Raw genomic sequence first — 24235 nt, 5'->3', positions numbered from 1 at the left:
TTTAAATAGAGTAAGATTGCAAGTAGGAGTATTAGGAATTAAGTTGAACCTTAACAAGAATTATATTTAAATTAAAATAAAGTAATTTTTAGATTATTAAGATAAGTTCAGATTCCTTAGGGAAAATGTTATCAGATTTAATTAAAATAATATTAAAAGTTTGTTGAAATTAACTGCTTTCTTGTGCTTGTGATAGAAACATGAAGCAGCTTAATCTACTTCATGTTTAAAAGACATTTATTTATAGATAGTTACTTACAAGAAAATTATAAACATCAAGTGATTCTTAGGTCCAGATGGAGTTTGCTTATAAGAATAACTCTCTCCAGCTGAACCTTATTAACAGTATTCTTAGTGTCTTTAGCACTTAAAATACGTTATCCTTTAGGGGAAGAACTTATCCAGGCGCGTAGCAGTGCTTATCCCCCACTTTGATAGAAGATGGGGGTGTTAGCAATGGTAGCGATCGGATAAATTAGAAATGTTTTGTGATTTCTTTTTGTATTCTTCCTACTGTTTTAGGTCTTAATCCAGTTTCTGCTTTAATTTCTTTATTAGTTTCACCTTGAATAAGCATTTCTTTAGCCTTTTTCTTTTTTTTATCTAATTTATCACTCATGAATGAACTCCTTTCTAAATTTTCCCTTCCATTTTTTTTCGAGCTTTAGTAATATCGTGTTCAGTAAGTCCTGTAACTTCTTTTATTTCTTCCATACCTATGCCCTTATTAAGTAAATCTTTAGCTTTTTCCATGGCCTTTTCATGGAAACCTTTATTTTTATGCGATTCCATCACCTAATCACTCCTCTAACTAGTATTTCTTCTGCAATTTTAAATTTCACCATACATTAGATTTATATGCTTTTTCAATCTACTATCTTTCTTTTTATTTTGCATAATCATTTCTCATGATATAGGTTTTCCTCAAAGCTGATTTTTATGCTAAACTATAAGTAATAGCAAATAGAGGTGATATAATAAAATAGAAGTGATAACAATATTGACTTATGTTGTCACTTCCTCCCATTTTATATGATATTATGCTTCAAATCTGTATCCTATGCCCCAAATAGTCTCAATATACTTGGGGTTTGATGCATCAAATTCAATTTTTTCTCTTAACTTTCTTATGTGAACAGTTACCGTTGGAATATCGCCTGTGGATTCAAGTCCCCATATCCTTTCAAATAGCTCTTCCTTTGAAAATACTCTATTAGGGTTACTAGCTAAAAGTAACAGGAGATCAAATTCCTTTAGGGTAAATTCAACTTCATTTCCATTTACATAAACCTTTCTTGAGGTCTTATCTATAGATATACCTCTAATTTTTATTATATCACTGGCATTTTTTTTATTGTGGTCAACTAGCCTTTCATACCTTGAAATATGTGCTTTAACTCTTGCTACCAATTCACTTGGGCTAAAAGGCTTTGTTATATAATCATCTGCCCCTAAGCCAAGCCCTCTTATTTTGTCAATATCTTCTTTTCTTGCTGAAACCATAAGTATTGGTATATTCTTTTCACTACGGAGATTTCTACATATTTCAAAACCATCTACATTAGGAAGCATAAGATCTAAAATAATTAAATCAAAGTCTTTTTGTTTAGCTTTAAGCAGTCCCATGTCTCCGCTATTTTCCATATCTACAGAATAACCATTAATCTCAAGATAATCCCTTTCAAGTTCTGCAATGCTTATATCATCCTCTATTATTAAGATTTTTTTCATGCTAAATCACCTCTATTTGTATGTTTCTTTAGTGTAAAGAAAATAGTAGTTCCTTCATTTAAGCTGCTGTGGGCCCATATTTGTCCTCCATGTTCTTCAATTATCTTTTTAACTATTGCAAGTCCTAATCCACTTCCGCCACTTGTTGTTTCTCTTGAAGTGTCAGCTCTAAAAAATCTATCAAATATATATGGTAAACCTTCTTCTGAAATTCCTCTGCCATTGTCTTTTATCTCTATAATTGTATAAGCATTTTTATCTTTAACAGTTATATTTATTTTTAACTTTCTAAGGGTTTTGTATTTTATTGAATTGCCAACTATATTCATAATTACTCTATTAAGCTTTTGTACATCAACCTTAACCATAATAGGATCTTCTGGAATATTTAAAGTTAGCTCTATATCCTTATCTAAATCAAAATTAATTTCTTCAACGCAATCTTTTATATAATTTCTTATATCCACTATTTGAAAATCAAATAATACTCTATTTAAATCAAGTTTGGAAAATAAAAACAAATCATCAATTAAGTTATCCATATAGTTTGCTTTTGTATATATGGTATTAATGTATTTGTTCATTTTGTCAGGTGTATCAGCTATTCCATCTCTAATTCCTTCAATGTATCCTTTTATGGAAGTAATGGGAGTTTTTAAATCATGAGATATATTTGAAATTAATTCTTTCCTATTTTTTTCATATTGCTGCTGTATTTCTAAGGATTCCCTGAGGCGGGATCTCATTTTTTCAAATGATTTACACACTTCGCCTATTTCATCCTTGGAACAGACATTCATTTTATAATCTAAATTACCCTGTTCTATTTCATTTGCAGCATTTTCAAGTTCTTTTAAGGGTTTAATAATACTTCTTGATATTAAATAAGTCAGTAATCCATTAGTAAAAGTTAATATAAATAGGATACATATAATTAAAATGATAGTATCTTTTCTAATAAATTTATTAAAGGCTCCTACATCTAATATATAAAATATACTTCCCTGGCTGCCATCTTTGAAATAAAAATACTGCTCTCCTAAAATAATTAGAGTTTTATTATGCCAGCTGTTATTTGATGGCGTTGTTGTGTCTGAGTCAAAGGGAGGCAATAATAGTGTATTTAAATCCTTTTTTATATAGTCTGAGGAATAAATTATTGATTTATTTTTTCTTAATACAATGCCGGTATGATTTAACCCTATACTTTTTTCTAATTGCTGAAGATACTTAGTATCTAAAAGTTCATCTGAGTTTTGTAGAATTTGTTTATTTACTTTTTTTATAAATACATTATTTGATGAAATCACTTGATTGTAAAAACTAATCTTATCCTTTACTGTTCTGCCTATTATTGTATCCCTTGTATTTCCTTCAATATATGATATAAATATATTATTTAATGCTATGATAAGAACAAAGGGTATTATTAACATTGCAATATAAGAAAGTTTTAAACGCATCTTAATAGACATAATTATTCACTTCCTTTTTACAACCTTTTCAGGAAGAATCTATTCTCATTATAGCGTACACTCCTCTTAGAATATCTATTCATATCTTAATGCATCAATTGGATCTAAATTTGCTGCTTTCTTTGCTGGATAAATTCCAAAGAATATACCTATGGCAGCTGAAAATAAAATTACTCCCAGGACTGTAACTACAGAGATAGTTGGAGTTACACCTATTACCAGACCTATTAACTGAGAGGCTATAAAGCCTATTACCATACCAAGGATTCCACCAATTAGAGATACAATTGAGGATTCAGTTAAAAACTGAATAAGTATGATTTTTGTGGTAGCACCTATTGCTTTTCTTATTCCGATTTCTTTTGTTCTCTCAGTTACTGATACAAGCATAATATTCATAACTCCTATGCCTCCTACTAAAAGAGATATAGCTGCCACGGCGGTAATGAACATGGTAAATATATTCAAAATATTATCAACTTGCGATAGCTTATCCATCATATTTTCTGCATCATATACATTTTTGCCTTTATTGTTATGTCTGCTTTCTAATATATTTATGGAGCTGTTTGCTGCCAAGGTTCCATCTTCCTTGGTATCAGCTTTTAAGATTAAAGAAGATATCTTATTGGTATCTGGATATAAATTTTGCAAAAATGTAATGGGAAGTATTACAGAAGCTGTATCTGCTGCTGGCCTTATAGACTGAGATTCTACTACCCCAATTATTTTTACGTCTTTCCGTGAAGTTTCCGAACCCACCTTAATGGTTTTGCCAACTGCATCGGAATAACCAAACAAATCCTTAGCTGATTTTTCATCTATGAGTGCAACAGCCTTATTATTTAGCACTTCGCTTTCACTGAAAAATCTTCCATAAAGTATAGTACTATTATTTATCTGGCTGTAATCTTGGTTACAGCCAGTTACATTGGCTGATTCTGATTTGTCTTGAGAGGAAACGCTTCCTTTTTCCTGCAGCAGAGGACTTATATATTTTACAGTATCAACTTTAGTTTTTATGGTTTCTATGTCTTTTAAAGTTATATAATCGTTTCCCTGTACGTTATTATTATTTACTGTGATATTTATATTATTTGCTCCCATTTTTTCGAAGGAACCAGTAATACTGTTCTTTCCACCACTGCCTAAAGATACAATTGTTATAACTGAACTTATTCCTATAATTATTCCGAGCATAGTAAGGAAGGAACGCATTTTATTTGCTTTTATACTTTCTAAAGACATTTTAAAATTTTCTATAAAGTTCATAATTTTTCTCCTTCCTATAGTCTTATTCTATTTTCTACATTTTTGTCTTCTATAATTTCTCCGTCTTTAAATCTAACAATTCTTTTAGTATATTGTGCCACATCCGGTTCGTGGGTAACCATTATAATGGTGGAAGCATCATCATTTAAATCTTGAAATATTTTCATAATATCAAAGGTAGACTTTGTATCTAAATTTCCCGTTGGTTCATCTGCCATTATTATTATAGGTTCATTAACTATAGCTCTTGCTATTGCAACTCTCTGTTTTTCACCACCTGAAATTTCATTGGATTTATGATTGAGCCTATCACCAAGGCCTACTTTCTCCAAAGCTCTTAATGCCTTTTCTCTTCTTATTTTCGCTGGAATGCCAGCATAAATCATAGGAAGTTCTACATTTTCTAATATTGATATTCTAGGCAGCAGGTTGAAGGCTTGAAATACGAATCCAATTTCTTTATTGCGTATATAAGCAAGCTTATCATCATCGAGTTTTGATACATCTTTACCATTTAGTAAGTACTTCCCTTCACTCATACGGTCAAGACAACCTAATATATTCATAAAGGTTGATTTACCTGAACCTGAAGCTCCCATTATAGATGTAAATTCTCCTTTGACTATTTCAAGACTTACACCTTTTAATGCTTTAAAATTAATAGATCCGCTTTGATAACTTTTTACTATGTTATTTACATTAACTATGCTTACACTGCTCATATAGTATTCCCCCTATTTTACTAAAGTCCCATTTTGAATTTCATCAGTTGGGTTAAGAATAACTTTTTCACCAAGCTCCACGCCATCTGTTATTTGAGCTTCAGTATCGGATTGGATTCCTACCTTAACTGCACTTTCAACAGCTTTATTATTCTTTACAATATAAACAACGCTTTTTCCTGTTTTATCTGTTTTAATACTTTCTACCGGCACTTTTAGTACATTTTTAACTTCATTTAACAAAATATTTATATCTGTGTCAAAACCAATTTTAAGTTGGGGGCTTTTATCTGTTATGGTGACATCTACTTCAAGGGTTGCGTCACCTGAGTTTAAATTTTGAGAACTTTGGGCTATTGGAGCAATATAAGAAACTATACCGTGATACTCATTACCATTACTACTAATAATTGCATTCTGATTTAATTTAATTTTATTGGCATCATATTTGCTCACAGAAAGTACAGCTTTTAAATTTTCAAGATTTTCAGTGACTAAGGCAGCCTGCTGCTGGTTTCCTATGCTCCCTTCAACAGCATTTACGGATGTGACTACGCCAGCTCTATCCGCAACTATATTGCTTATAGTTTGTTTTGGAGAAGTATTTAAGTCCTGTGAATCATAAGTTACTAAAACATCTCCTTCTTTTACGGCATCTCCCACTTTTACATTTACTTTATCAATTTTTGCTTGCGAGGCATAATATTGTTTAACGTCCTGAGATTCGATCAATGCTGTTGTTGACAGATATTCCTGTATATCTCCTTTTGTAGCTGCCGCAATTTTTACTGGAATATATTGATTCTTGTTTTTTGTCATAACCGATAATCCTATTATACTTCCAATGACAGCTGCTGATATAATTATGGTAATTATTTTCTTTTTCATGAGCAATTACCTCCTCTTAATATTATGGATTTATTGTATAGGTCAAATATAAAATATGGCTTAATCAATTCTTAAATATTTCTAAAATAACACTAAAATTTTAACCTGGGCACATTTTTTTGTTAGACGAAAGGGTTATTATGGAAAAATATTTTAAGTTATCATCAAAAAAACGGTAAAAATGTTGACGGTTTATTAAGGAATAATGTTTTGTTTGGTAGTATTCTTGATTATACCCCAAATATAATATATAATTAGTTCATAATTAATCGTTTATTTATAGAAAATGTAAAAATTTATTTAATGACTATAGATATAACTTTTCATACAGGAGGCATATTATGAATTTTGCTCAGCAATTAGTTAATGGACTGGCACTTGGAGGTGTTTATGCTTTAATAGCAATTGGGTATACCATGGTTTATGGTATAGTAAAACTCATGAATTTTGCACATGGAGATATATATATGGCAGGGGCTTTTTTTGGGTTTTTAGCGGTTAAAAATCTAAATGTGGGATTTATACCTACCCTTGTAATAGCCATGCTGGGGAGTGCGCTTTTGGGAATAATAATTGAAAAAATTGCATATAAGCCCCTTAGAAATTCATCCAGGATAACTTTGTTCATTACATCTATGGGAATATCACTTTTGCTTGAGAACGGTTTTAGAGTTATATTTGGACCAAATCCCAGGCCATTTCCTGAACTTTTAAAGGTAAAACTTTATAAAATAGGGGATTTCCAGATAAATAATCTGCAAATTGCCACTTTATTGGTTTGTTTTATATTAGTTATTTTGCTGCAGATTATTGTCTATAAAACAAAAGTTGGAAAAGCCATGAGGGCAGCATCTTTTGATACAGAGGCCACAGCACTCATGGGTATAAATGTAAACAACACTATATCTTTAACTTTTGCCATAGGTTCAGCACTGGCTGCAGCTGCAGGAGTGCTTATAGGCATGTCATATCCAAAGATAGACCCCTATATGGGAATGATACCGGGACTTAAAGCTTTTATAGCGGCAGTTGTAGGCGGTATAGGACTTATTCCGGGAGCTATGGTTGGTGGAATTGTACTTGGAGTATCAGAAATATTTACCAAGGCATTTATATCTACAAGACTTTCAGATGGTATAGCTTATATTATATTAATAATTATACTTATATTTAAGCCTAGTGGATTACTTGGTAAAAAAGTTAACGAGAAAGTGTAGGTGGGGTTTTAATATGAAGTATAGGAAAAATATATTATTAATATTGATTCCGGTATTGATAGTATTTGGTGTAGTACAAACGCTGGTAAGTCTAGACATGATAGATGGGTACATAGTTCAGATATTAATTGTTATAGGGATAAATATAATATTGGCAGTAAGTTTAAATATGGTACTTGGATATACAGGTCAGCTGGCTTTAGGACATGCAGGATTCATGTCTGTAGGCGGGTATACTGCTGCTATTTTAACTTTAAAGTTAGGGTTACCTTTCTTTGTGGTATTAATAATGGGTGGAGCAGTGGCAGCATTGTTTGGACTGCTCATAGGAATTCCGACACTGAGATTAAAGGGGGACTACTTGGCTATAACAACCCTGGGATTTGGGGAGATAATAAGGATTGCCATAGTAAATTCAAATACCCTGGGCGGAGCTGAAGGACTGGCAGGGATACCTAAAAAAACCAGCTTTGCAACGGTGTTTTTTATTACAGTTTTTATTATAATAGTTGCCTATAATATAAAAAAATCTTCCTACGGACGTGCAATGTTGTCTATAAGAGAGGATGAACTTGCCTCAAGTTCTGTAGGTATAAATACTACTAAATATAAAATGATAGCCTTTGTTACCGCATCTTTTTTTGCAGGTATAGCAGGGGGATTATATGCTCATTATTTTATGTTTTTAGATCCTAAATCGTTTGACTACTTGAAATCATTTGACATAGTTACTTATGTAGTATTTGGGGGAATGGGAAGCATATCAGGGTGTATTCTATCTACAACTATACTGACTTCACTGCCTGAAATTTTAAGACCTGTGGCTAACTACAGAATGGTTATATATTCCGCAGCTCTTGTTCTTCTTATGATATTCAGACCAGAGGGTGTATTTGGTATGAAGGAAATTTCCTTCAAGAGAATTATTAATTTTATAAAAAGAAAAATATTGTTTAAAAAGGGAGGGAAGTATGATGTCCCTGCTTAGCGTCAGGAATCTGACAATAAAGTTTGGTGGTTTGACAGCTGTTTCAGATTTCAATTTAGATATTTATGAAAATGAAATTGTTGGATTAATAGGTCCAAATGGGGCAGGAAAAACCACTGTTTTTAATATGCTTACGGGGGTATATCAGCCTACGGGTGGGCACATAGAGATTTTAGATAAAAAAGTTAGTAACTTAAAACCTCATGAACTGGCCCGAAAGCATGTAGCACGTACTTTCCAGAATATAAGGCTATTCAAGCATATGTCTGTAATCGATAATGTGAAAATTTCATTTGCACACTTGAATAAATATAATTTTTTTCAATGTATTTTAAGAGTACCAAGTTATTATAGAGAAGAAAAGCATATGGATAAAAATGCAGAAAAGTTATTAAAGGTATTCGGACTGCTGGACAAAAAAGATGAGCTAGCAGTGAACCTGCCCTACGGACAGCAGCGAAAACTTGAAATAGTCAGGGCGCTTGCTACGGAACCTAAAGTATTACTTCTAGATGAACCGGCAGCAGGTATGAACCCACAGGAAACTTTGAGTTTAATGAAGCTTATTAAATGGATAAGAGATGAATTTAAAATCTCAATACTTTTAATTGAGCATGACATGAAACTGGTTATGGGGATATGTGAAAGACTGGTAGTTCTAGACCACGGCCAGATGATTGCAGAAGGAACTCCTGAGGAAATAAGAAAAAATCCTAAGGTTATAAGTGCATATCTGGGAGGGGAGGTTAAAATATAGATGTTAAAACTTAATAATATAAATTTATATTATGGTGCAATCCATGCACTGAAGGACATATCTCTAGAAGTAAGTGAAGGAGAAATAGTTACATTAATAGGGGCTAACGGTGCAGGAAAAACATCAATTTTAAGGGCAATATCAGGACTAAACCCATGTAAGTCAGGAGAAGTTATATTTAAAGGAAAGTCTTTAAATAAGGTTCCAGCCTATAAAATAGTCTCCAGGGGAATTTCACATGTTTTAGAAGGCAGGAGGGTGTTTTCAAATTTAACTGTAATTGAAAATTTGCAGCTGGGGGCCTACATACGAAAAGATAAAGAAGGTATAAAAAAGGATTATGAAACCATATTTGATATATTTCCCATATTGGAGGAGAGGAAAAACCAGCCTGCAGGTACTTTAAGCGGCGGGGAACAGCAAATGCTGGCAATAGCTAGGGCACTTATGGTAAAGCCCCAACTGCTGCTTATGGACGAGCCGTCTATGGGACTTGCACCTATAATAGTTCAACAGATATTTAATATAATAAAGGAAATCAACCAAAGTGGTACTACTATTTTATTGGTTGAGCAAAATGCTAATATGGCACTTTCTGTAGCAAGTAGAGCCTATGTTTTGGAGACAGGCAGAATAGTTCTCGAAGGAAGTTCGGGAGAATTACTTGTTAATGAATCTGTAAAAAGTGCCTATCTTGGGTAACATATATTATGATAAAGTTGTTTTGGAATTAAACAAACTTAATTCATAAAAATTTTTAAGGGGGATCTTATAGATGTTAAAAAAAGTTTTGTCAATATCATTGACTTTTTTGTTAGCAACTGTATTATTAGCAGGCTGCGGACAAAAATCTGATTCACAAGAGATAAAATTAGGGGCAGTTTTCCCACTTACGGGAGATGTGTCTGCCATGGGTCAATCATGTAAAAATGCACTGCAAATGCTGGAAGAGGAAACTAATGCAAACGGAGGCATTAACGGTAAGAAAGTTAAATTTTCTTTTGAAGATGATGAAAACAAACCTTCTAATTCCGCAAATGCCATACAAAAACTTATCAATAGTGACAAGGTTGTAGGTGTAGTGGGAAGTTATGCCAGCAAGTGCTCTATAAGTATGGGACCTATTGCCACATCAAATGAAGTTCCAATGATATCCGTAAGTACCAGTCCAAAGGTAACGAAAAATGGGGGAGATTATGTATTTACTTCAACATTCAATGATACCTTCCAGGGAACAATTATTGCAAAAATAGCAGCTGAGGATTTAAAAGCTAAAACAGCAGCCGTACTTTATGACGTAGGAAATGATTATGATAAGGGACTTAATGAATTTTTCACAACTAACTTTAAAAAATTGGGTGGAAAAGTATTGACTTCAGCTACATTTAATGCAGGTGACCAGGATTTTAGTGCTCAGCTTACCAATATAAAGAAACTTAATCCAGATGTACTGATTCTACCTGACTATTACGGTACAGTGGCCTTAATAGCAAAGCAGGCAAGAGATTTAGGAATAACTTCTACTTTTATTGGAGGAGATGGATGGGACTCACCAGCTTTGTTTGACATTGGAGGAACTTCAGTTAACGGAAGTTATTTTAGTAATTTCTTCTCTACAGGTGATACAACACCAGGATATATAAAGTTTAGACAGGGCTATGAAAAGAAATATGGTAAAACTCCTGATGCAATTGCAGCCAGCTCTTATAATGCGGGCAGCTTGTTAATAGAAGCTATCAAAAAAGCGGACAGCACAGAAGGCAGTAAAATAAGAGATGCCCTGAAAAATATCGATTTTGAAGGTGTGGCAGGAAAGACTAAATATGACAGCAACAGAAATGCCATTATGGGTGGAGATGTAATAAAGATAGAAAACCAAAAACAGGTATTTGTAAGAAAAGTAAGCCAGTAATGGACGGCGTTGTGAACTTTAAAGAGAGGTTTGATTCTTTTAAAGTTCACAACTTTTTATATAGAAAAAATTCAATATATTTAGAATAAAGACCTTTTATTAATTTTATAAATAATATATACTTTATACTTATAAGCTGTAAGTTGTTTATTATATACTTTTGGTGGAAATCTATAATATTGGGAGGATAAGTATGGGTAAGTTAGGTAAGAAAATTGGATTTATTGGAACAGGACAAATGGGGGAAGGTATAATTAGAGGATTTTTGACAGCTGGATTGTTTGAGCCGGATGATATATATGTTATGGATATTTTAGATTCCAGGCTTCAGTATTTAAAGGAAAATTTAAAAATAACTCATTTAAGCAGCGACAAAGACACAGCGTATAGTTATGTAGTAGATAACTGTGATATTGTAGTCTTAAGCATTAAACCACAGGTTTTAAAGGATGTACTAGGGTATATGAAGCATTGTAATTGGAATGAAAAAAATCAGGTTGTGATTTCAATTACAGGGGGTATAAATACTTCACTTATAGAAGAGTATTTACCTAAAATACCAGTTGTTAGAGTTATGCCAAATACTCCTATGTTGGTCAATGTAGGGGCTTCAGGAGTGGCACCAGGAAAAAGTGCTTCAGGGGAACATGCTAAACTAGTACATGGTATGTTTCAAGCGTTAGGGGTAAGTTATTTGGTAGAAGAGAAGTTTATTGACTCTATAACCGCTATAAGCGGATGCGGACCTGCCTATGTATATATGTTGATTGAAGCCATGGCAGATGGAGGCGTGGAATTGGGACTGCCTCGTGAAATGGCTCAGACCTTGGCGGCCCAGACAGTTATGGGGTCAGCTAAGATGGTTCTAGATATGGATGAGCATCCTGGGAGATTAAAAGATAAAGTCTGTTCTCCAGGGGGATCAACTATTGCCGGAGTTAGGGCACTTGAGCAGGGAGCCTTTAGAGGAACTATCATGAATGCCATTGAAGCAGGAAAAGTGCGTATGGAAGAGGTGGGAAAAAAACAAGAGAGCAATAAATAATAAAAAGTGAACATGTATAATATTTATAGGAGCTTTAAAATGAACATAGAAGAGAAGATTAATATAAGAGAAAAATATCTATTAAATGCTAAAAAAATTGTAATAAAGGTGGGCACATCTACACTTATAAATGAAGATGGAGTTGTAAATTTTTATAGGATAAGACAAATTGTAAAAGAAATGTGCCGTTTGCAGGATCAGGGAAAAAATATGGTTTTGGTAACTTCCGGTGCCATTGGTGTAGGAGTTTTAAAAATGGGGCTTGACAGAAAACCTAAAAATATTTGTGAGAAACAGGCAGCAGCAGCTATTGGACAGGGGGTACTTCTTAGGATATATGAAAAGGAGTTTGCAGCATATAGAAAAATAATTGCCCAGCTTCTGCTTACTAAAAATGATTTAGATGATACTGAGAAATGTACCCATGCCAAAAATACTTTTAATGAACTTTTAAAGCGGGGAGTAATACCTATAATTAATGAAAACGATGCAGTTGCAGTAGAAGAAATAAAATTTGGAGACAATGATACATTGTCTGCTTTAATTGCAAAAACTATAGGAGCAGATTTACTTATACTACTTTCGGATATTGATGGACTTTATAGTTCGGATCCTAGAATAGATAAAGATGCCAAAATGATAAGTTATGTTGATAGTATTACGGAGGATATTGAAAATTGCAGCGGTGATTCTATGGGAGAACTGGGTACTGGCGGTATGTGCACTAAAATTAAGGCTGCTAAAATTGCTGTATCCTCGGGAGTGTCTATGATAATAGCAAATGGCTCCCAAGATAATGTGATAGAAGATATAGTATCCTGTAAAAAAATAGGAACTTTATTTGCTTCAGGTAAATAATAAGTATGGAGTATAAAAAAAGGAGAGGAGGTTTGGTAGGAACTATTTGTTGTTTCTACTGAAAATAAATGAATATATATAATTCTGTTTTGGAAAAAGCTAAAAAAGCTAATAGTGCAGCAAGGATATTATCTAATATAAGTACAGATATAAAAAATAAAGCTCTTACAAAAATGGCAGAAGAACTTAAAAATAATAAAGAGGGTATCTTAAGGGCTAATGCTTTAGATCTAGAAAATGCCAAAAATAGTGGAAAAAACAATGCTTTTATAGACAGATTAACTTTAAATGAAGAAAGAATAAATTCTATGGCACAAGGACTTGTTAAGGTAGCTTCTCTCCCTGATCCTATAGGAGAAGTTATGAAAATGTGGAAAAAATCCAATGGCCTGAATATTGGAAAGGTAAGAGTGCCTCTGGGTACCATAGGTATAATCTATGAAGCCAGACCAAATGTTACAGTAGATGCGGCAGCATTATGTCTTAAAAGTGGAAATTCAGTTATTCTAAAAGGCGGAAGCGAGGCTGTTAATTCCAATTTAGCCATATATAATACCATAAGCAGGGCTGCAATTGAGGCAGGACTTCCAGAAGGCTCTATTGAATTCATTGACATAACTGAAAGAAAAGCAGTAGAAATTTTGATGAAGTTGAATAAATATGTGGATGTTTTAATACCAAGAGGGGGAAGTGGTCTTATAAATTCTGTTGTAGAAAATTCCACTGTGCCTGTAATTGAAACGGGAATAGGAAATTGTCATGTTTATGTAGATGACAGTGCAGATTTAACTATGGCAGAAAACATAGTGATAAATGCAAAAACCCAGAGACCTGGAGTTTGTAACGCTATGGAGACACTGCTTGTGCATAAAGATGCAGCAGAAAATTTTATACCTCATCTAGGTGAAACTTTAAGTAAAATGGGAGTTGAAATAAGGGGATGTGCAAGAACCCAAAAACTTATTCCAGCTATTAAGCTGGCTACTGAGGAAGATTATGCAGAAGAGTTTCTAGATTTGATTCTGGCTGTAAAGGTAGTTGATTCTTTAGATGAAGCTCTAAATCATATTTATAAGTATGGCACGAAACATTCAGAAGCTATAATAACCAACAATTATACTTCATCCCAGAGGTTTTTAAGGGAAGTTGATGCAGCTGCTGTATATGTAAATGCATCTACCAGATTTACTGATGGTGAAGAGTTTGGTTTTGGTGCAGAAATAGGAATAAGTACCCAAAAGCTTCATACCAGGGGTCCTATGGGGTTAAATGAATTGACTACTGTGAAATATATAGTTTATGGTGAAGGGCAAATACGAGAATAGATGTTGAAATAATATATTTGCTAAAGTTAAACTTCCGGGGCAGTTTTCATGCCTGGGAGTTTAATTTGTTGGAATAATTCTACAGTTTATTTTTGTATAATTTAAACCTAAATTAGTAATATATGAACAGATGATTTATGGTATATTATTATAGTTTAGGTTTGTTTTATAGCTGTAATAAATACATAATTAAATATGGAGGTACGTTTATGTGGTTTATAGAATTAAGGAGTGATACGGCAACGGAGCCTACCCAGGCTATGAGAGATGCCATGTACAAAGCTGAAGTAGGCGATGACGTATATGGAGATGATCCTACTGTAGTAAAATTGGAGAAATATGCAGCAAAGCTTGTGGGGAAAGAAGCGGCGCTATTTGTACCAAGTGGTACTTTTGGTAATCAGTTAGCTTTATTTACCCATTGCAAAAGAGGGACAGAAGTAATACTTGGAGAGGACAGCCATATTGTGGTTCATGAAGTGGGTGCTCCTGCTGTTATAGCAGGAGTACAGCTTAGAACCCTAAGGACTAATGGGGGAGAAATGGATCCCAAGGAAGTAAAAGCAGTCATAAGGTCTGAAGAAAATATACATTATCCAGAGACAAGCCTTATATGTATGGAAAATGCCTATTCTAATGGGAAAGTACTTTCTTTAAAAAATATGAATGATATTTATAATGAGGCAAAAAAATGTAATTTGCCAGTTCACCTTGATGGTGCCAGATTGTTTAATGCAGCAGCATATTTAGAAGTAGACGCAAAGGATATAACTAGATACTGTGATTCTGTAATGTTTTGTCTCTCCAAGGGTTTGTGTGCCCCTGTAGGTTCTATACTGGCAGGAACAGAGGAGTTTATTGAAAAAGCCAGGAAAGGCAGGAAACTTATGGGGGGAGGATTGAGGCAAGCAGGGTTTTTGGCAGCAGCTGGTCTTGTGGCATTAAAACATATGACTGAAAGACTCAGGGAAGATTATGAAAATGCATTATTTATGGGAAAAGAACTTTCAAAAATACCAGGTATTAAAGTTAATGTGGAAGATATTCAAATAAATATGGTTTTCTTTGATATGTCTGAAACGGGATATGATAGCAATAAATTAGTAGAAGAATTTTATAAAAAAGGAATTAAAATAAATCCTGAAGAAAATGGAAAAATGAGATTTGTAACCAACTATTGGGTAAGTAAAGAGGATATACCCTATGTTGTGAACACTTTAAAAGAAATAATTTCATAGTACTAATATTAAAAGGCTGTAATAATTTACAGTCTTTTAATATTAAAGTCTATACAAAATATTTAAAATTTAAGTAAAATTATGAATGTTTGTGGTACAATAAAAAATAAGAATTTTCATATTATGAGGTATTATTTTGATGAAGTATAAATTTTTATGTGGTATTTTTGTAATATTATTTTTGATTAATGCTTCAGCATGCAGCAGAAGTGAAATGGTGATAAATGGTATAAACCAATATATAAATGCATGGAAAAAAAGTGATTATAAATTGATGTACAGCAAAATAGATGAGGAAAGCAAATCAATCATTGGGGAAAAGGAGTTTATAAATCGTTATGACAATATTTATAGCGGAATGGGAGTAAAGGATATAAATGTAAATATTGATACTGGCAAGGACATAAAATATGAGGATGGGAATGCCAAGATTCCTATTAAAGTAAATATGGATACAGTTGCTGGAAAATTAAATTTTACAAATACCATAACTTTAACTAAGGAAACTAGTGGTGGAAAAACAAACTGGAATGTGGTATGGGGACCTGAATCTATATTTCCCCAATTAAGTGATGGAGATAAAGTTAGAGTAGATACTGTGCTGGGGAAAAGAGGTACTATTAAGGATAGAAACGGCAGTGTTATAGCGGAAGATGGATATGTGGCACAAGTTGGTATTGTCCCAGGAGACCTTGGAGAAAGTGGTGAAATTTCTAAAGAAAATGTAGCCAGCCTTTTAAATGTCTCAAAAGATGATATAGATAAAAAGCTGTCAGCTTCTTATGTAAAACCATATATGTTTGTTCCCATAAAAGTTATACCGGAAGATGATGAAAGATTGAGCGTACTTGAAAAAATTCCAGGTGTATCTATAAATAATAAAAAGGCCAGAGTATATCCATTAAAAGCTGCAGCGGCACATTTGTCAGGATATGTGCAGGAGGTAACTGCGGAGGATTTAAAGTCAAATAAAAATTATAATCCTGGAGATGTAATAGGCAAAATTGGTGTGGAAAAAATATATGATAGTATTTTAAGAGCAGAAAATGGTTATGAAATCTATATTGTGGATAAAAGTAATAATAAAAAGAAGGTACTTGCTAAGCGAGAAGTACATAATGGAAAGGATATTAAACTTACCATAGATTCAAAAATTCAGAGTTTGCTTTATGACCAGTTGAAGGAAGATGCAGGTATGGCAGTTAGTATGAATCCAAAAACTGGTGAGGTTTTAGCCCTTGTAAGTACCCCAGCTTTTGATCCCAATGACTTTGTAATGGGAATGTCTCCAGATGTTTGGAATAGTTTGAATGAGGACAAAAAGAGACCTTTTTATAACCGCTTTCAAAGCAATATAGTTCCGGGATCTGTTTTTAAACCAGTGACAGCAGCCATAGGTTTAAAAAGCAATAAATTGAACCCGCAGGTCTCTAAAAATATTTCAGGACTTAAATGGCAAAAAGACAGCAGCTGGGGGGCATATTATGTTACTAGGGTAAAAGATTATGGCCAGCCCAGTAATCTTTTAAATGCTTTTATTTATTCAGATAATATATATTTCGCAGAAACTGCATTAGATATTGGAAAAGATACCATGAAAACTGAGCTTGAAAACTTTGGACTGGGAGAGCAGATGCCTTTTGAATACGGGTTGTCCAAATCTCAGTTATCTGCAGATGGAGATATAAAAAATGACTTACAGTTAGCAGACAGCGGCTATGGACAGGGGCAAATTTTATTAAATCCTGTACATTTAATGGCTATTTATGATTCTTTTGTAAATAATGGTAATATTATAAAACCATATCTTTTATGTAAGGATAACACAAAAGCGGAAATATGGAAGAAAAATGTATATTCCAAAGAAGTAGCAAATACTATCTTGAGTGATTTAATACAAGTAGTTTCAAATCCCAATGGAACTGGACATGGGGCATATATACCTGGGATGACTCTAGCAGGAAAAACAGGTACGGCAGAGATAAAAAATTCTCAGCAGGATACTAAAGGTACAGAAGTGGGATGGTTTGCAGCAGTAAATGTGGATAATCCAGACCTTCTTGTAGTGGCTATGGTGGAAAATGCCAAGGATAAAGGCGGAAGTCACTATGTAGTTCCAATGGTAAAAGAAGTTTTTAAGCAAATGAAATAAATTGTAGATTTGAATCAAGTGATTCTTAGGTTCAGGTGGAGTTTGCTTATGAGAACTTCTTTTCTCCAGCTGAACCTTATTAACAGTATTCTTAGTGTCTTTAGCACTTAGAATACGTTATCCTTTAGGGGAAGAACTTATCCAGGCGCGTAGCAGTGCTTATCCCCCCACTTTGATAGAAAAGCAGAGAACCAAAATTTTTAATTTTGTGTGAATCGCTTTCACAGAGTGCGATGGGGGGGTTAGCAGTGGTAGCGATGGGATAAAAATAAAATTTAAGAGGTGGGTATGGTAATATGTTAAATGTTGAAAAAGTATTAGAAATGGAAAAGGAGATTAAGGGAAAAAAATTAAACCTAAGGGATTTAAAAAAAGAACACACCGCAATAGTAGTAGTAGACATGGTAAATGGTTTTGTGCATGAAGGACTTTTAGCTTCTCCACGAATTAAAGGTATAATAAAAAATATATCAGATTTAAATAATTGCACTTTAGGCTATAAAAAGATATTTTTTTTAGATGAACATGGAGAAAACTCCGTAGAATATAAAACTCATGGAGTTCATTGTAAGGCAGGGACTACAGAATCACAGCTGATATCAGAATTAAGGGAAGAGTTGATGGATTGTGATAATACAATTATGATACCTAAAAACAGCACTAATGGTTTCCATGCTCCTAAATTTAAGATATGGCTGGATAAAAATGAAAATGTTATTGAGAATTATATAGTAGTGGGTTGTGAAGCAGATATTTGTGTAATAAATTTTGTTATTACACTAAAAACTTATTTCAATGAAAAAAATTTAGACAGGAGAATAATAGTTCCTTCCAATTCTGTAGAAACCTATGATTTAGGAAGTCATGATGGGGATTTGATGAAAATTATATCTTTATACAATATGCAGATGAATGGTATAGAAATAGTAGATAGTATAAGCATACTTTAAATAAATAACAGGTCAGTACGAAGTGAAAATGAAATATTTTTCACTTTTTTTATTTAAATGAATAATTTTAATATAAACATAAACATTTTTTAATTTATTTTTAATGTGTATAATACATAATTATAGAGATGATGAAGATAATTTTATTAGAATTCTTAGTGAGAGGATAATATAAACAATGTATTTAATAGAAAAAATTGATAATTACATTTTATTTATTATTAAAAACCATATACAAAATAAATATCTTGACAGGATAATGTCTACAGCAACAAAAGCGGGAGATTTAGGACTTATTTGGATTGTAATAGCGTTTTTTCTATTGTTGAGTGAACACTATAGAATTATCGGAGGTATGGTAATATTTACACTGATTATAAGTACAATTATGGGAGAAGGAATATTAAAACATATAGTTAGAAGAGCAAGACCTTGTAATGGTGGATATAATGGCCTACTATTGATTTCAAAGCCTGTATCTTATTCTTTTCCTTCAGGACATACCTTATCTTCATTTGCCTCTGCCAGTGTTTTATCCATGTACTTTAGACAATATAGTTTTATATTTTTTATAATAGCATTTATAATAGCTTTATCAAGAATATATTTGTATGTTCACTATCCTACTGATGTTATAGGAGGAATTGTGTTTGGGCTATTATGTTCAAAATTAATTTTTATAATTTTATAATGTTGCAAAAGGGCAATTTATTAATAATATAATAAATTGCCCTTTTAATTTAAAATTTAAATTGAAGATACTGCAAATACTATTGCAGATACTATTAGAATTAATAGTATGGAGAAAATTGTAATAGTAACCTTGATATGTTTATTACGTAATTCTGCTGGTGAAAGTTGTTCTCTCATGCTAGAATAGCTCCTTTTATGTAATTTTAATTGCAAATTTAATATAATTAATAGTATATAATAAACTTAACACAAATAATTGTTAATTTCAATAATTAAAAAGGTTTAATATTATAAAGTGTGAACAAATTTTTAAATTTTATTATTAAATATGTGGAAGAAAATAACCAATAATGTTATAATTATTTTAATGTTGAAATAATATTTTTGATTATTGTTAAATCAAGTGATTCTTAGCTTCAGGTGGAGTTTGCTATAGAGAAGTGCTTTTCTCCATCTGAACCTTAGAAGAACTTATCCAGGGGCGTAGCAGTGCTTATCTCCCACTTTGAAGAAGATGGGAGTATTAGCAATGGTAGCCTTCGTATAAAGAAATTTAAATGATATAATACAATTTTGTCTTGAAAGGAACTGCTTATGTATAGAGAAGAAGAATATAAAATTATAACGGATTTTACAGTGATAGTGAATCTTATGAAAAAGAGATTGCTGAGTACCCGCAGAGAAAATATTTCAAATTTAGGGATTTCATCTCTTATAATATTAAATCAGGTTGAAAAACATATGCCTAAGACTTTAAAGGAAATAACCGAAAAGTCAGGATTACCTAATAGCACGGCATCTGTAATTATAGATAAATTATGCCAGAGAGGCTTTGTACATAGGAAAAGAGATAAAGAAGATAGGAGAAAAATACTAATATATTTAACAGAAGAAGGACAAAGGTTATTGGATGATTTAAATAATAAAAAATTGGCATATTGCATACAAGTGTTGGAATCTGCCAATGATGAAGAAATAGAAATAATTTCAAATGGGCTACGGGTTTTAAAAAAAATAATGGAAAAGCATGTGGTTTAGAGGCACTAGCAAGTTCCATTTGAAAACAACAAGGGGGGATACAAGTGAGTATAAAGAAGGCTGTGTGTTTACTGCTGGCTACTTTATGTTTAAGCTTGGTAATTTCAAATAAGGCTGAAGCTGCAATTGTACCAGAGCGTATAGGCGGGTCTACCAGGTATGACACTTCGGTTTTAATTTCGCAAAATGGATGGAGCCAGAGTTCGGATTATGCAATAATAATTAGTGGACAAGATTTTGAAGATGCACTGTGTGCAGCACCTCTGGCCCGAAAATATAATGCACCTATTTTACTGGCCCCAAAAGATAAAGTGGATAATCAGCCCGATGGAAATAATTTAAGCAAGGAGCTTTATAGATTAAAAGTAAAAAAGGTATTTTTAATAGGAAGGGAAGATTATATATCACCTAATATAGAATGTGAAATTGAAGACAGAGGGATTGAGGTTAAAAAAATAGTAGGGAAAGATAAGTATGACATTTCTTTTCAAGTAGCTAAAATGGTAGGAACAGATAATGGAATGGTATTAGTAAATGGGGAAAGTTGTACAGATGCTGTTACAATTTCTTCTATTGCAGCTGCCAAAGGAATGCCCTTAATACTAGTACCGGACACTGCTGATAGCATTTATAAGAATGATTTGCAAGTTATAGGGAAAGACGTACCTAAAGTTTATGCAGTTGGAGATAGTAGTTTGATAAGTGATGATATTGTAAGTAAATTAAATAATGTGGATAGAATTCTGGGGGATGATGAATACGAAAGAAATGTAAATATACTGGAAAAATTTAAGAATGATGTAAATTATAATACAGTTTACCTGGCAAGTGAAGATGATCTAGCAGATGGACTAGCTGGTTCATCACTGGCAGCCTTAACTTCATCTCCTATAATATTGATAAAAGATAAATATGATTCCAGGATTCAAGACTATTTAAGCAGTAAATTAGACTTGATAGGGCAAATAAATGTTTTAGGTGGACAAGGAGTCATAAGTGATTTAACGCTTCAGAGTATACTTCCAGTGTCTAAAAATCAAATTATGGGTAGTGGACTTAAGGATGATTCTATAAGCGGGCAAAAAATTAGTGATAAGGACAAAAACTCGAATTTTTTGATTAATACCAGTTTAAGTACTTCACCTCAAGAAGAACAAAAGGAAAATGGGACTGCAGTTTCAATTATTAATAATTCTACATTAGGATTAAATGTTAAGACGGATGGTAGTGATGAAAAAACTTTAAGTAATTTGCAGAAGAATGTTACAATGCAGGTTGCAGGTATGAATATAAAGACTACTGCGTGGGCAGTGTTAGATATTACCCGAGATAATACAGGAATTAGGGAAATTGTTAAAATACCAGCCATACTATATCCTTATCTTCCAAGGGAATTTAAAGGGAAACAATATGTAATTATGGATCCTGTAACAATGATGGACAGTACAGATGACAGTATTTCAGATTTTAAAGAGATGATTGACTTTCAGAGAAATTTTCAGCCGCAGTTTGAGAATTTTATAGAGAAATATGCAGAAGATTGGAATCCGGGATTTGATTTTATAACTTACAAGGGTTTAATGAGAATGGATACTCAAGAAGGACCTAAGTATGCCCAGACTTATAATTTAAAGCTTACAGATGTTACTTTTAAACCAATATTAGAGTATGCAGCACAAAATTTTATACAGGATAAAGACTTTATAAGCTTTATAAAACAAATTATGGTTACGTCTATAGATCTTTCGGTAGATGCAGATAAAGAAACACAAAAAAAGCAATTGGAAAAAACATTTGATGAGATTTATTCACATCCGGAAGAGGTATCGAATAATATAAATACTTTTATAAATATTATAAAAGATTTAAAAATAATTGGAGATAAAGGAATAGATATAACCTATAATATATGTGATGGCTATATCGTGGGAGAAAGTGGTACTGTGGATTTGAACACAAGTATTAGTAAGCTGGTGAAAGCTATAAATAGTTTAAGTAGTAATAGGGAAGAAGTTACAGCAGAAAATATAAAAAATATCCTTGGGTTGGAATTTAATTTTAGTGTTGAAAGTCACAATATAAACAAGAGTGTAAAAATAAGTTTTCCAGAAATTACAGAAAGTAATTCTATAGACTATAGTGAGTTTTTAAAGCTTGGTAATAGTAAAATTAAATATTAAAATGTCATACCTAAAAGGATGTATAGTTCAATATTTTAAACTTTATATTGAATATATGTCCTTTTTATACGATAATCTAAAAAGATGTATATATCCTTAGTTAGAAAGTGTATAATTTTTATAATTGAATTTAAAATTAGGAGGATTATGTATGAAAGTTAAATCTAAGTTTTTAGGCATAACTTCACCTGAGAAATCAAAAGTAAACTTTAATGTAAAAAACATATTTGTAGTATTTTGGTTGATGATTTTTATATTTAGTTTTGCGGTTAGTGTACATGCCCAGGATTCTAATGTGTTAAATGAGGTTAGGGATATAATTAAAAACAACTATGTCACAGATGTACCTGATAGTGTATTGAATAGCTCAAGTGTAGAAGAAATACTAAAACAATTAAATGACCCTTATAGCGAGTATTTTTCAGCAGAAGAAGAAAAAGATTTTTTGAATTCCATAGATAACAAGATATGTGGAATAGGTATAGAAATCTCTGAAGTTTCTTCAGGAACTGAGATAAGTGCAGTAATTAAGGATTCTCCAGCAGAAGCTGCAGGGTTAAAAGAAGGAGATATTATAGCTTCTGTAGATTCCCATTCACTTAGTGATTTAAGTATAGACGAAATAGGTAATTATATAAGGGGTGAGGAAGGTACTACAGTAAATATTAAAGTCCAAAGGGAAGATAAAATACTAAATTTTAACATACAAAGGTCACAAATACAATTATCTACAGTAGAGGGTAAAATGTTAGATAATAATATAGCCTATATTTGTATATCCTCTTTTGGAGAAAATACCTCTCAGAAGTTTAGCGAGATATTAGAAGAGCTTGAAGCAGAAAATCCAGAAAGTTATGTAATAGATTTGAGGAATGATGGGGGAGGATATATGTATTCTGCAGTGGATATAGCAGGAAATTTTGTAGGAGACAATTTAGCGCTAATAGTTGAAGATAGGTACGGGAATAAGGTGGGATATTTGGCGGGACAGCAGAAAAGCATAATAGACAAACCAATTATATTTTTAACTAATAAGTATACAGCCAGTGCTTCTGAAATATTATCTGCGGCAGTTAAGGATTATAAAAAAGCTCTTTTCATAGGAAATGTTACTTATGGCAAAGGGGTGGCACAACAGGTATTCCAGCTTTCTAATGGGGATGCTTTAAAGCTAACTACACAAAAGTTTTATTCACCTTTTGGAAATGTAATACAAGGGATAGGTATAAAACCTGATTTTGATACAGGGGATGTAGATGCATTAAAAACAGCACAGCTATTGTCAGGGGAGTGTAAGAATGATGTGGATAAACGTGGATTTGTAAAAGTTGTATTAGATAAAAGAGAATTTGATATAAATTTAAATACTGCTAGAAGTGAAGATTATTGGTCAGTTTTCAAATATATAATAGATCATGTGGATAAATCTAATGTTTATATAGGAACTATAAATGGCTGGGCAAATACTCCTGACCAGTATTTTAACAATATATATAAATTTTTTTACCCTGATTATAAGGTGCTGAGTACATTAGAGCAGATACCACAGGATAAGTCATTTACTGTAACTCTTAATAAAAAAATTAATCTTGACTTAAATAATAATGTAAGTATGGAAATTATAAATAGTAGTACAGGCAAGAGAGTAGCTTTTCAGATAAATATTTTAGGAGATAATAAAATGATTATGGTTCCAAAAGAAAAATTAGATAAGGGTCAGACTTACTATATAAAAATTAAAGATACTATAAAGCCTGTTGTTGTTAAAAATTAAATGTATAAATGGCAAGTGAA

At 32.4% G+C, this 24235-nt stretch carries 23 protein-coding genes and 1 CRISPR repeat array (1 of these 24 only partly in view); of the genes, 15 read left to right on the top strand and 8 right to left on the bottom strand.

The annotated features are described in order from the left end of the window. Positions 1 to 72: a CRISPR direct-repeat array (repeat unit 30 nt) (it extends 1341 nt beyond the left edge of the window). Positions 73 to 475: 403 nt separating this feature from the next. The 7 genes from ACJDU8_RS05005 to ACJDU8_RS04975 all read right to left on the bottom strand — a co-directional run bounded on the left by ACJDU8_RS05005 (position 476) and on the right by ACJDU8_RS04975 (position 6088). Further along, positions 476 to 619, bottom strand: coding sequence for a hypothetical protein (locus ACJDU8_RS05005; protein WP_406791054.1), 144 nt, complete (start codon positions 617 to 619; stop codon positions 476 to 478). Between the two features lie 14 nt (positions 620 to 633). Further along, positions 634 to 792, bottom strand: coding sequence for a hypothetical protein (locus ACJDU8_RS05000; RefSeq protein WP_406791053.1), 159 nt, complete (start codon positions 790 to 792; stop codon positions 634 to 636). A 246-nt stretch (positions 793 to 1038) separates the two neighbouring features. Next, complete coding sequence (locus tag ACJDU8_RS04995; protein ID WP_406791052.1) at positions 1039 to 1731, bottom strand: response regulator transcription factor; 693 nt, start codon at positions 1729 to 1731, stop codon at positions 1039 to 1041. Continuing rightward, a complete protein-coding gene (locus ACJDU8_RS04990; protein WP_406791051.1) occupies positions 1728 to 3206 on the bottom strand; it encodes a HAMP domain-containing sensor histidine kinase in 1479 nt (492 codons plus the stop codon). The genes ACJDU8_RS04995 and ACJDU8_RS04990 overlap by 4 nt, the downstream gene beginning before the upstream one ends. A gap of 75 nt (positions 3207 to 3281) precedes the next feature. Next, entirely contained in the window at positions 3282 to 4478 is a 1197-nt protein-coding gene (locus ACJDU8_RS04985) for an ABC transporter permease (protein ID WP_406791050.1), read from the bottom strand. Between the two features lie 14 nt (positions 4479 to 4492). Next, the gene (locus ACJDU8_RS04980; protein WP_406791111.1) at positions 4493 to 5185 is read right to left on the bottom strand and encodes an ABC transporter ATP-binding protein; all 693 of its coding nucleotides are present in this window, start codon (positions 5183 to 5185) and stop codon (positions 4493 to 4495) included. Positions 5186 to 5212: 27 nt separating this feature from the next. After that, positions 5213 to 6088 carry an efflux RND transporter periplasmic adaptor subunit gene (locus ACJDU8_RS04975; protein ID WP_406791049.1) on the bottom strand — a complete coding sequence of 292 codons (876 nt, stop codon included), beginning with the start codon at positions 6086 to 6088 and terminating at the stop codon, positions 5213 to 5215. Between the two features lie 341 nt (positions 6089 to 6429). On the opposite strand from ACJDU8_RS04975, the gene ACJDU8_RS04970 reads away from it, so the two are divergent. The 12 genes from ACJDU8_RS04970 (at position 6430) to ACJDU8_RS04915 (ending at position 19221) form a co-directional block, all read left to right on the top strand. Further along, positions 6430 to 7305, top strand: a complete 876-nt coding sequence (locus tag ACJDU8_RS04970) for a branched-chain amino acid ABC transporter permease (protein ID WP_406791048.1) — start codon at positions 6430 to 6432, stop codon at positions 7303 to 7305. Between the two features lie 13 nt (positions 7306 to 7318). Further along, positions 7319 to 8293 (top strand): branched-chain amino acid ABC transporter permease, encoded by a 975-nt coding sequence (locus tag ACJDU8_RS04965; RefSeq protein ID WP_406791047.1) that lies wholly within the window; start codon positions 7319 to 7321, stop codon positions 8291 to 8293. Then, positions 8280 to 9050 carry an ABC transporter ATP-binding protein gene (locus ACJDU8_RS04960; protein ID WP_406791110.1) on the top strand — a complete coding sequence of 257 codons (771 nt, stop codon included), beginning with the start codon at positions 8280 to 8282 and terminating at the stop codon, positions 9048 to 9050. The genes ACJDU8_RS04965 and ACJDU8_RS04960 overlap by 14 nt, the downstream gene beginning before the upstream one ends. Beyond that, complete coding sequence (locus ACJDU8_RS04955; RefSeq protein ID WP_406791046.1) at positions 9051 to 9752, top strand: ABC transporter ATP-binding protein; 702 nt, start codon at positions 9051 to 9053, stop codon at positions 9750 to 9752. A 73-nt stretch (positions 9753 to 9825) separates the two neighbouring features. Then, positions 9826 to 10962: an ABC transporter substrate-binding protein gene (locus ACJDU8_RS04950; RefSeq protein WP_406791045.1), complete on the top strand. Its 1137-nt coding sequence runs from the start codon at positions 9826 to 9828 to the stop codon at positions 10960 to 10962. A gap of 193 nt (positions 10963 to 11155) precedes the next feature. Beyond that, positions 11156 to 12007, top strand: a complete 852-nt coding sequence (gene proC, locus ACJDU8_RS04945; RefSeq protein ID WP_406791044.1) for a pyrroline-5-carboxylate reductase — start codon at positions 11156 to 11158, stop codon at positions 12005 to 12007. A 39-nt stretch (positions 12008 to 12046) separates the two neighbouring features. After that, complete coding sequence (gene proB, locus ACJDU8_RS04940) at positions 12047 to 12865, top strand: glutamate 5-kinase (RefSeq protein ID WP_406791043.1); 819 nt, start codon at positions 12047 to 12049, stop codon at positions 12863 to 12865. 68 nt (positions 12866 to 12933) lie between these two features. Next, positions 12934 to 14190 carry a glutamate-5-semialdehyde dehydrogenase gene (locus ACJDU8_RS04935; RefSeq protein ID WP_406791042.1) on the top strand — a complete coding sequence of 419 codons (1257 nt, stop codon included), beginning with the start codon at positions 12934 to 12936 and terminating at the stop codon, positions 14188 to 14190. A gap of 209 nt (positions 14191 to 14399) precedes the next feature. Next, a complete protein-coding gene (ltaE, locus tag ACJDU8_RS04930; protein ID WP_406791041.1) occupies positions 14400 to 15428 on the top strand; it encodes a low-specificity L-threonine aldolase in 1029 nt (342 codons plus the stop codon). A gap of 139 nt (positions 15429 to 15567) precedes the next feature. After that, positions 15568 to 17580, top strand: a complete 2013-nt coding sequence (locus tag ACJDU8_RS04925) for a penicillin-binding transpeptidase domain-containing protein (RefSeq protein WP_406791109.1) — start codon at positions 15568 to 15570, stop codon at positions 17578 to 17580. A gap of 296 nt (positions 17581 to 17876) precedes the next feature. Beyond that, complete coding sequence (locus ACJDU8_RS04920) at positions 17877 to 18530, top strand: cysteine hydrolase family protein (RefSeq protein ID WP_406791040.1); 654 nt, start codon at positions 17877 to 17879, stop codon at positions 18528 to 18530. Between the two features lie 178 nt (positions 18531 to 18708). After that, positions 18709 to 19221 (top strand): phosphatase PAP2 family protein, encoded by a 513-nt coding sequence (locus tag ACJDU8_RS04915; RefSeq protein WP_406791039.1) that lies wholly within the window; start codon positions 18709 to 18711, stop codon positions 19219 to 19221. Between the two features lie 56 nt (positions 19222 to 19277). Here ACJDU8_RS04915 and ACJDU8_RS04910 read toward each other — a convergent pair whose 3' ends face one another. Then, positions 19278 to 19400, bottom strand: a complete 123-nt coding sequence (locus ACJDU8_RS04910; RefSeq protein ID WP_406791038.1) for a hypothetical protein — start codon at positions 19398 to 19400, stop codon at positions 19278 to 19280. 417 nt (positions 19401 to 19817) lie between these two features. On the opposite strand from ACJDU8_RS04910, the gene ACJDU8_RS04905 reads away from it, so the two are divergent. The 3 genes from ACJDU8_RS04905 to ACJDU8_RS04895 all read left to right on the top strand — a co-directional run bounded on the left by ACJDU8_RS04905 (position 19818) and on the right by ACJDU8_RS04895 (position 24215). Further along, entirely contained in the window at positions 19818 to 20261 is a 444-nt protein-coding gene (locus ACJDU8_RS04905) for a MarR family winged helix-turn-helix transcriptional regulator (protein WP_406791037.1), read from the top strand. A gap of 44 nt (positions 20262 to 20305) precedes the next feature. Beyond that, positions 20306 to 22441 carry a cell wall-binding repeat-containing protein gene (locus tag ACJDU8_RS04900; RefSeq protein ID WP_406791036.1) on the top strand — a complete coding sequence of 712 codons (2136 nt, stop codon included), beginning with the start codon at positions 20306 to 20308 and terminating at the stop codon, positions 22439 to 22441. A gap of 151 nt (positions 22442 to 22592) precedes the next feature. Further along, positions 22593 to 24215, top strand: coding sequence for a S41 family peptidase (locus tag ACJDU8_RS04895; protein WP_406791035.1), 1623 nt, complete (start codon positions 22593 to 22595; stop codon positions 24213 to 24215). Positions 24216 to 24235 lie beyond the last annotated feature (20 nt).

This window comes from Candidatus Clostridium eludens (genome assembly GCF_045310515.1).
Classification (GTDB): Bacteria; Bacillota; Clostridia; order Clostridiales; family Clostridiaceae; genus Clostridium_B; species Clostridium_B eludens.
The sequence above is the reverse complement of the archived record's forward strand: the minus strand, read 5'-3'. Positions and strand labels throughout refer to the sequence as shown.

Excerpts from the sequence above, each read along its gene's own strand:
- ACJDU8_RS05005 (WP_406791054.1), bottom strand. The coding sequence starts at position 619 with ATGAGTGATAAATTAGATAAAAAAAAGAAAAAGGCTAAAGAAATGCTT.
- ACJDU8_RS05000 (WP_406791053.1), bottom strand. The coding sequence starts at position 792 with ATGGAATCGCATAAAAATAAAGGTTTCCATGAAAAGGCCATGGAAAAA.
- ACJDU8_RS04995 (WP_406791052.1), bottom strand. The coding sequence starts at position 1,731 with ATGAAAAAAATCTTAATAATAGAGGATGATATAAGCATTGCAGAACTT.
- ACJDU8_RS04990 (WP_406791051.1), bottom strand. The coding sequence starts at position 3,206 with ATGTCTATTAAGATGCGTTTAAAACTTTCTTATATTGCAATGTTAATA.
- ACJDU8_RS04985 (WP_406791050.1), bottom strand. The coding sequence starts at position 4,478 with ATGAACTTTATAGAAAATTTTAAAATGTCTTTAGAAAGTATAAAAGCA.
- ACJDU8_RS04975 (WP_406791049.1), bottom strand. The coding sequence starts at position 6,088 with ATGAAAAAGAAAATAATTACCATAATTATATCAGCAGCTGTCATTGGA.
- ACJDU8_RS04970 (WP_406791048.1), top strand. The coding sequence starts at position 6,430 with ATGAATTTTGCTCAGCAATTAGTTAATGGACTGGCACTTGGAGGTGTT.
- ACJDU8_RS04965 (WP_406791047.1), top strand. The coding sequence starts at position 7,319 with ATGAAGTATAGGAAAAATATATTATTAATATTGATTCCGGTATTGATA.
- ACJDU8_RS04960 (WP_406791110.1), top strand. The coding sequence starts at position 8,280 with ATGTCCCTGCTTAGCGTCAGGAATCTGACAATAAAGTTTGGTGGTTTG.
- ACJDU8_RS04955 (WP_406791046.1), top strand. The coding sequence starts at position 9,051 with ATGTTAAAACTTAATAATATAAATTTATATTATGGTGCAATCCATGCA.
- ACJDU8_RS04950 (WP_406791045.1), top strand. The coding sequence starts at position 9,826 with ATGTTAAAAAAAGTTTTGTCAATATCATTGACTTTTTTGTTAGCAACT.
- proC (WP_406791044.1), top strand. The coding sequence starts at position 11,156 with ATGGGTAAGTTAGGTAAGAAAATTGGATTTATTGGAACAGGACAAATG.
- proB (WP_406791043.1), top strand. The coding sequence starts at position 12,047 with ATGAACATAGAAGAGAAGATTAATATAAGAGAAAAATATCTATTAAAT.
- ACJDU8_RS04935 (WP_406791042.1), top strand. The coding sequence starts at position 12,934 with ATGAATATATATAATTCTGTTTTGGAAAAAGCTAAAAAAGCTAATAGT.
- ltaE (WP_406791041.1), top strand. The coding sequence starts at position 14,400 with ATGTGGTTTATAGAATTAAGGAGTGATACGGCAACGGAGCCTACCCAG.
- ACJDU8_RS04925 (WP_406791109.1), top strand. The coding sequence starts at position 15,568 with ATGAAGTATAAATTTTTATGTGGTATTTTTGTAATATTATTTTTGATT.
- ACJDU8_RS04920 (WP_406791040.1), top strand. The coding sequence starts at position 17,877 with ATGTTAAATGTTGAAAAAGTATTAGAAATGGAAAAGGAGATTAAGGGA.
- ACJDU8_RS04915 (WP_406791039.1), top strand. The coding sequence starts at position 18,709 with ATGTATTTAATAGAAAAAATTGATAATTACATTTTATTTATTATTAAA.
- ACJDU8_RS04910 (WP_406791038.1), bottom strand. The coding sequence starts at position 19,400 with ATGAGAGAACAACTTTCACCAGCAGAATTACGTAATAAACATATCAAG.
- ACJDU8_RS04905 (WP_406791037.1), top strand. The coding sequence starts at position 19,818 with ATGTATAGAGAAGAAGAATATAAAATTATAACGGATTTTACAGTGATA.
- ACJDU8_RS04895 (WP_406791035.1), top strand. The coding sequence starts at position 22,593 with ATGAAAGTTAAATCTAAGTTTTTAGGCATAACTTCACCTGAGAAATCA.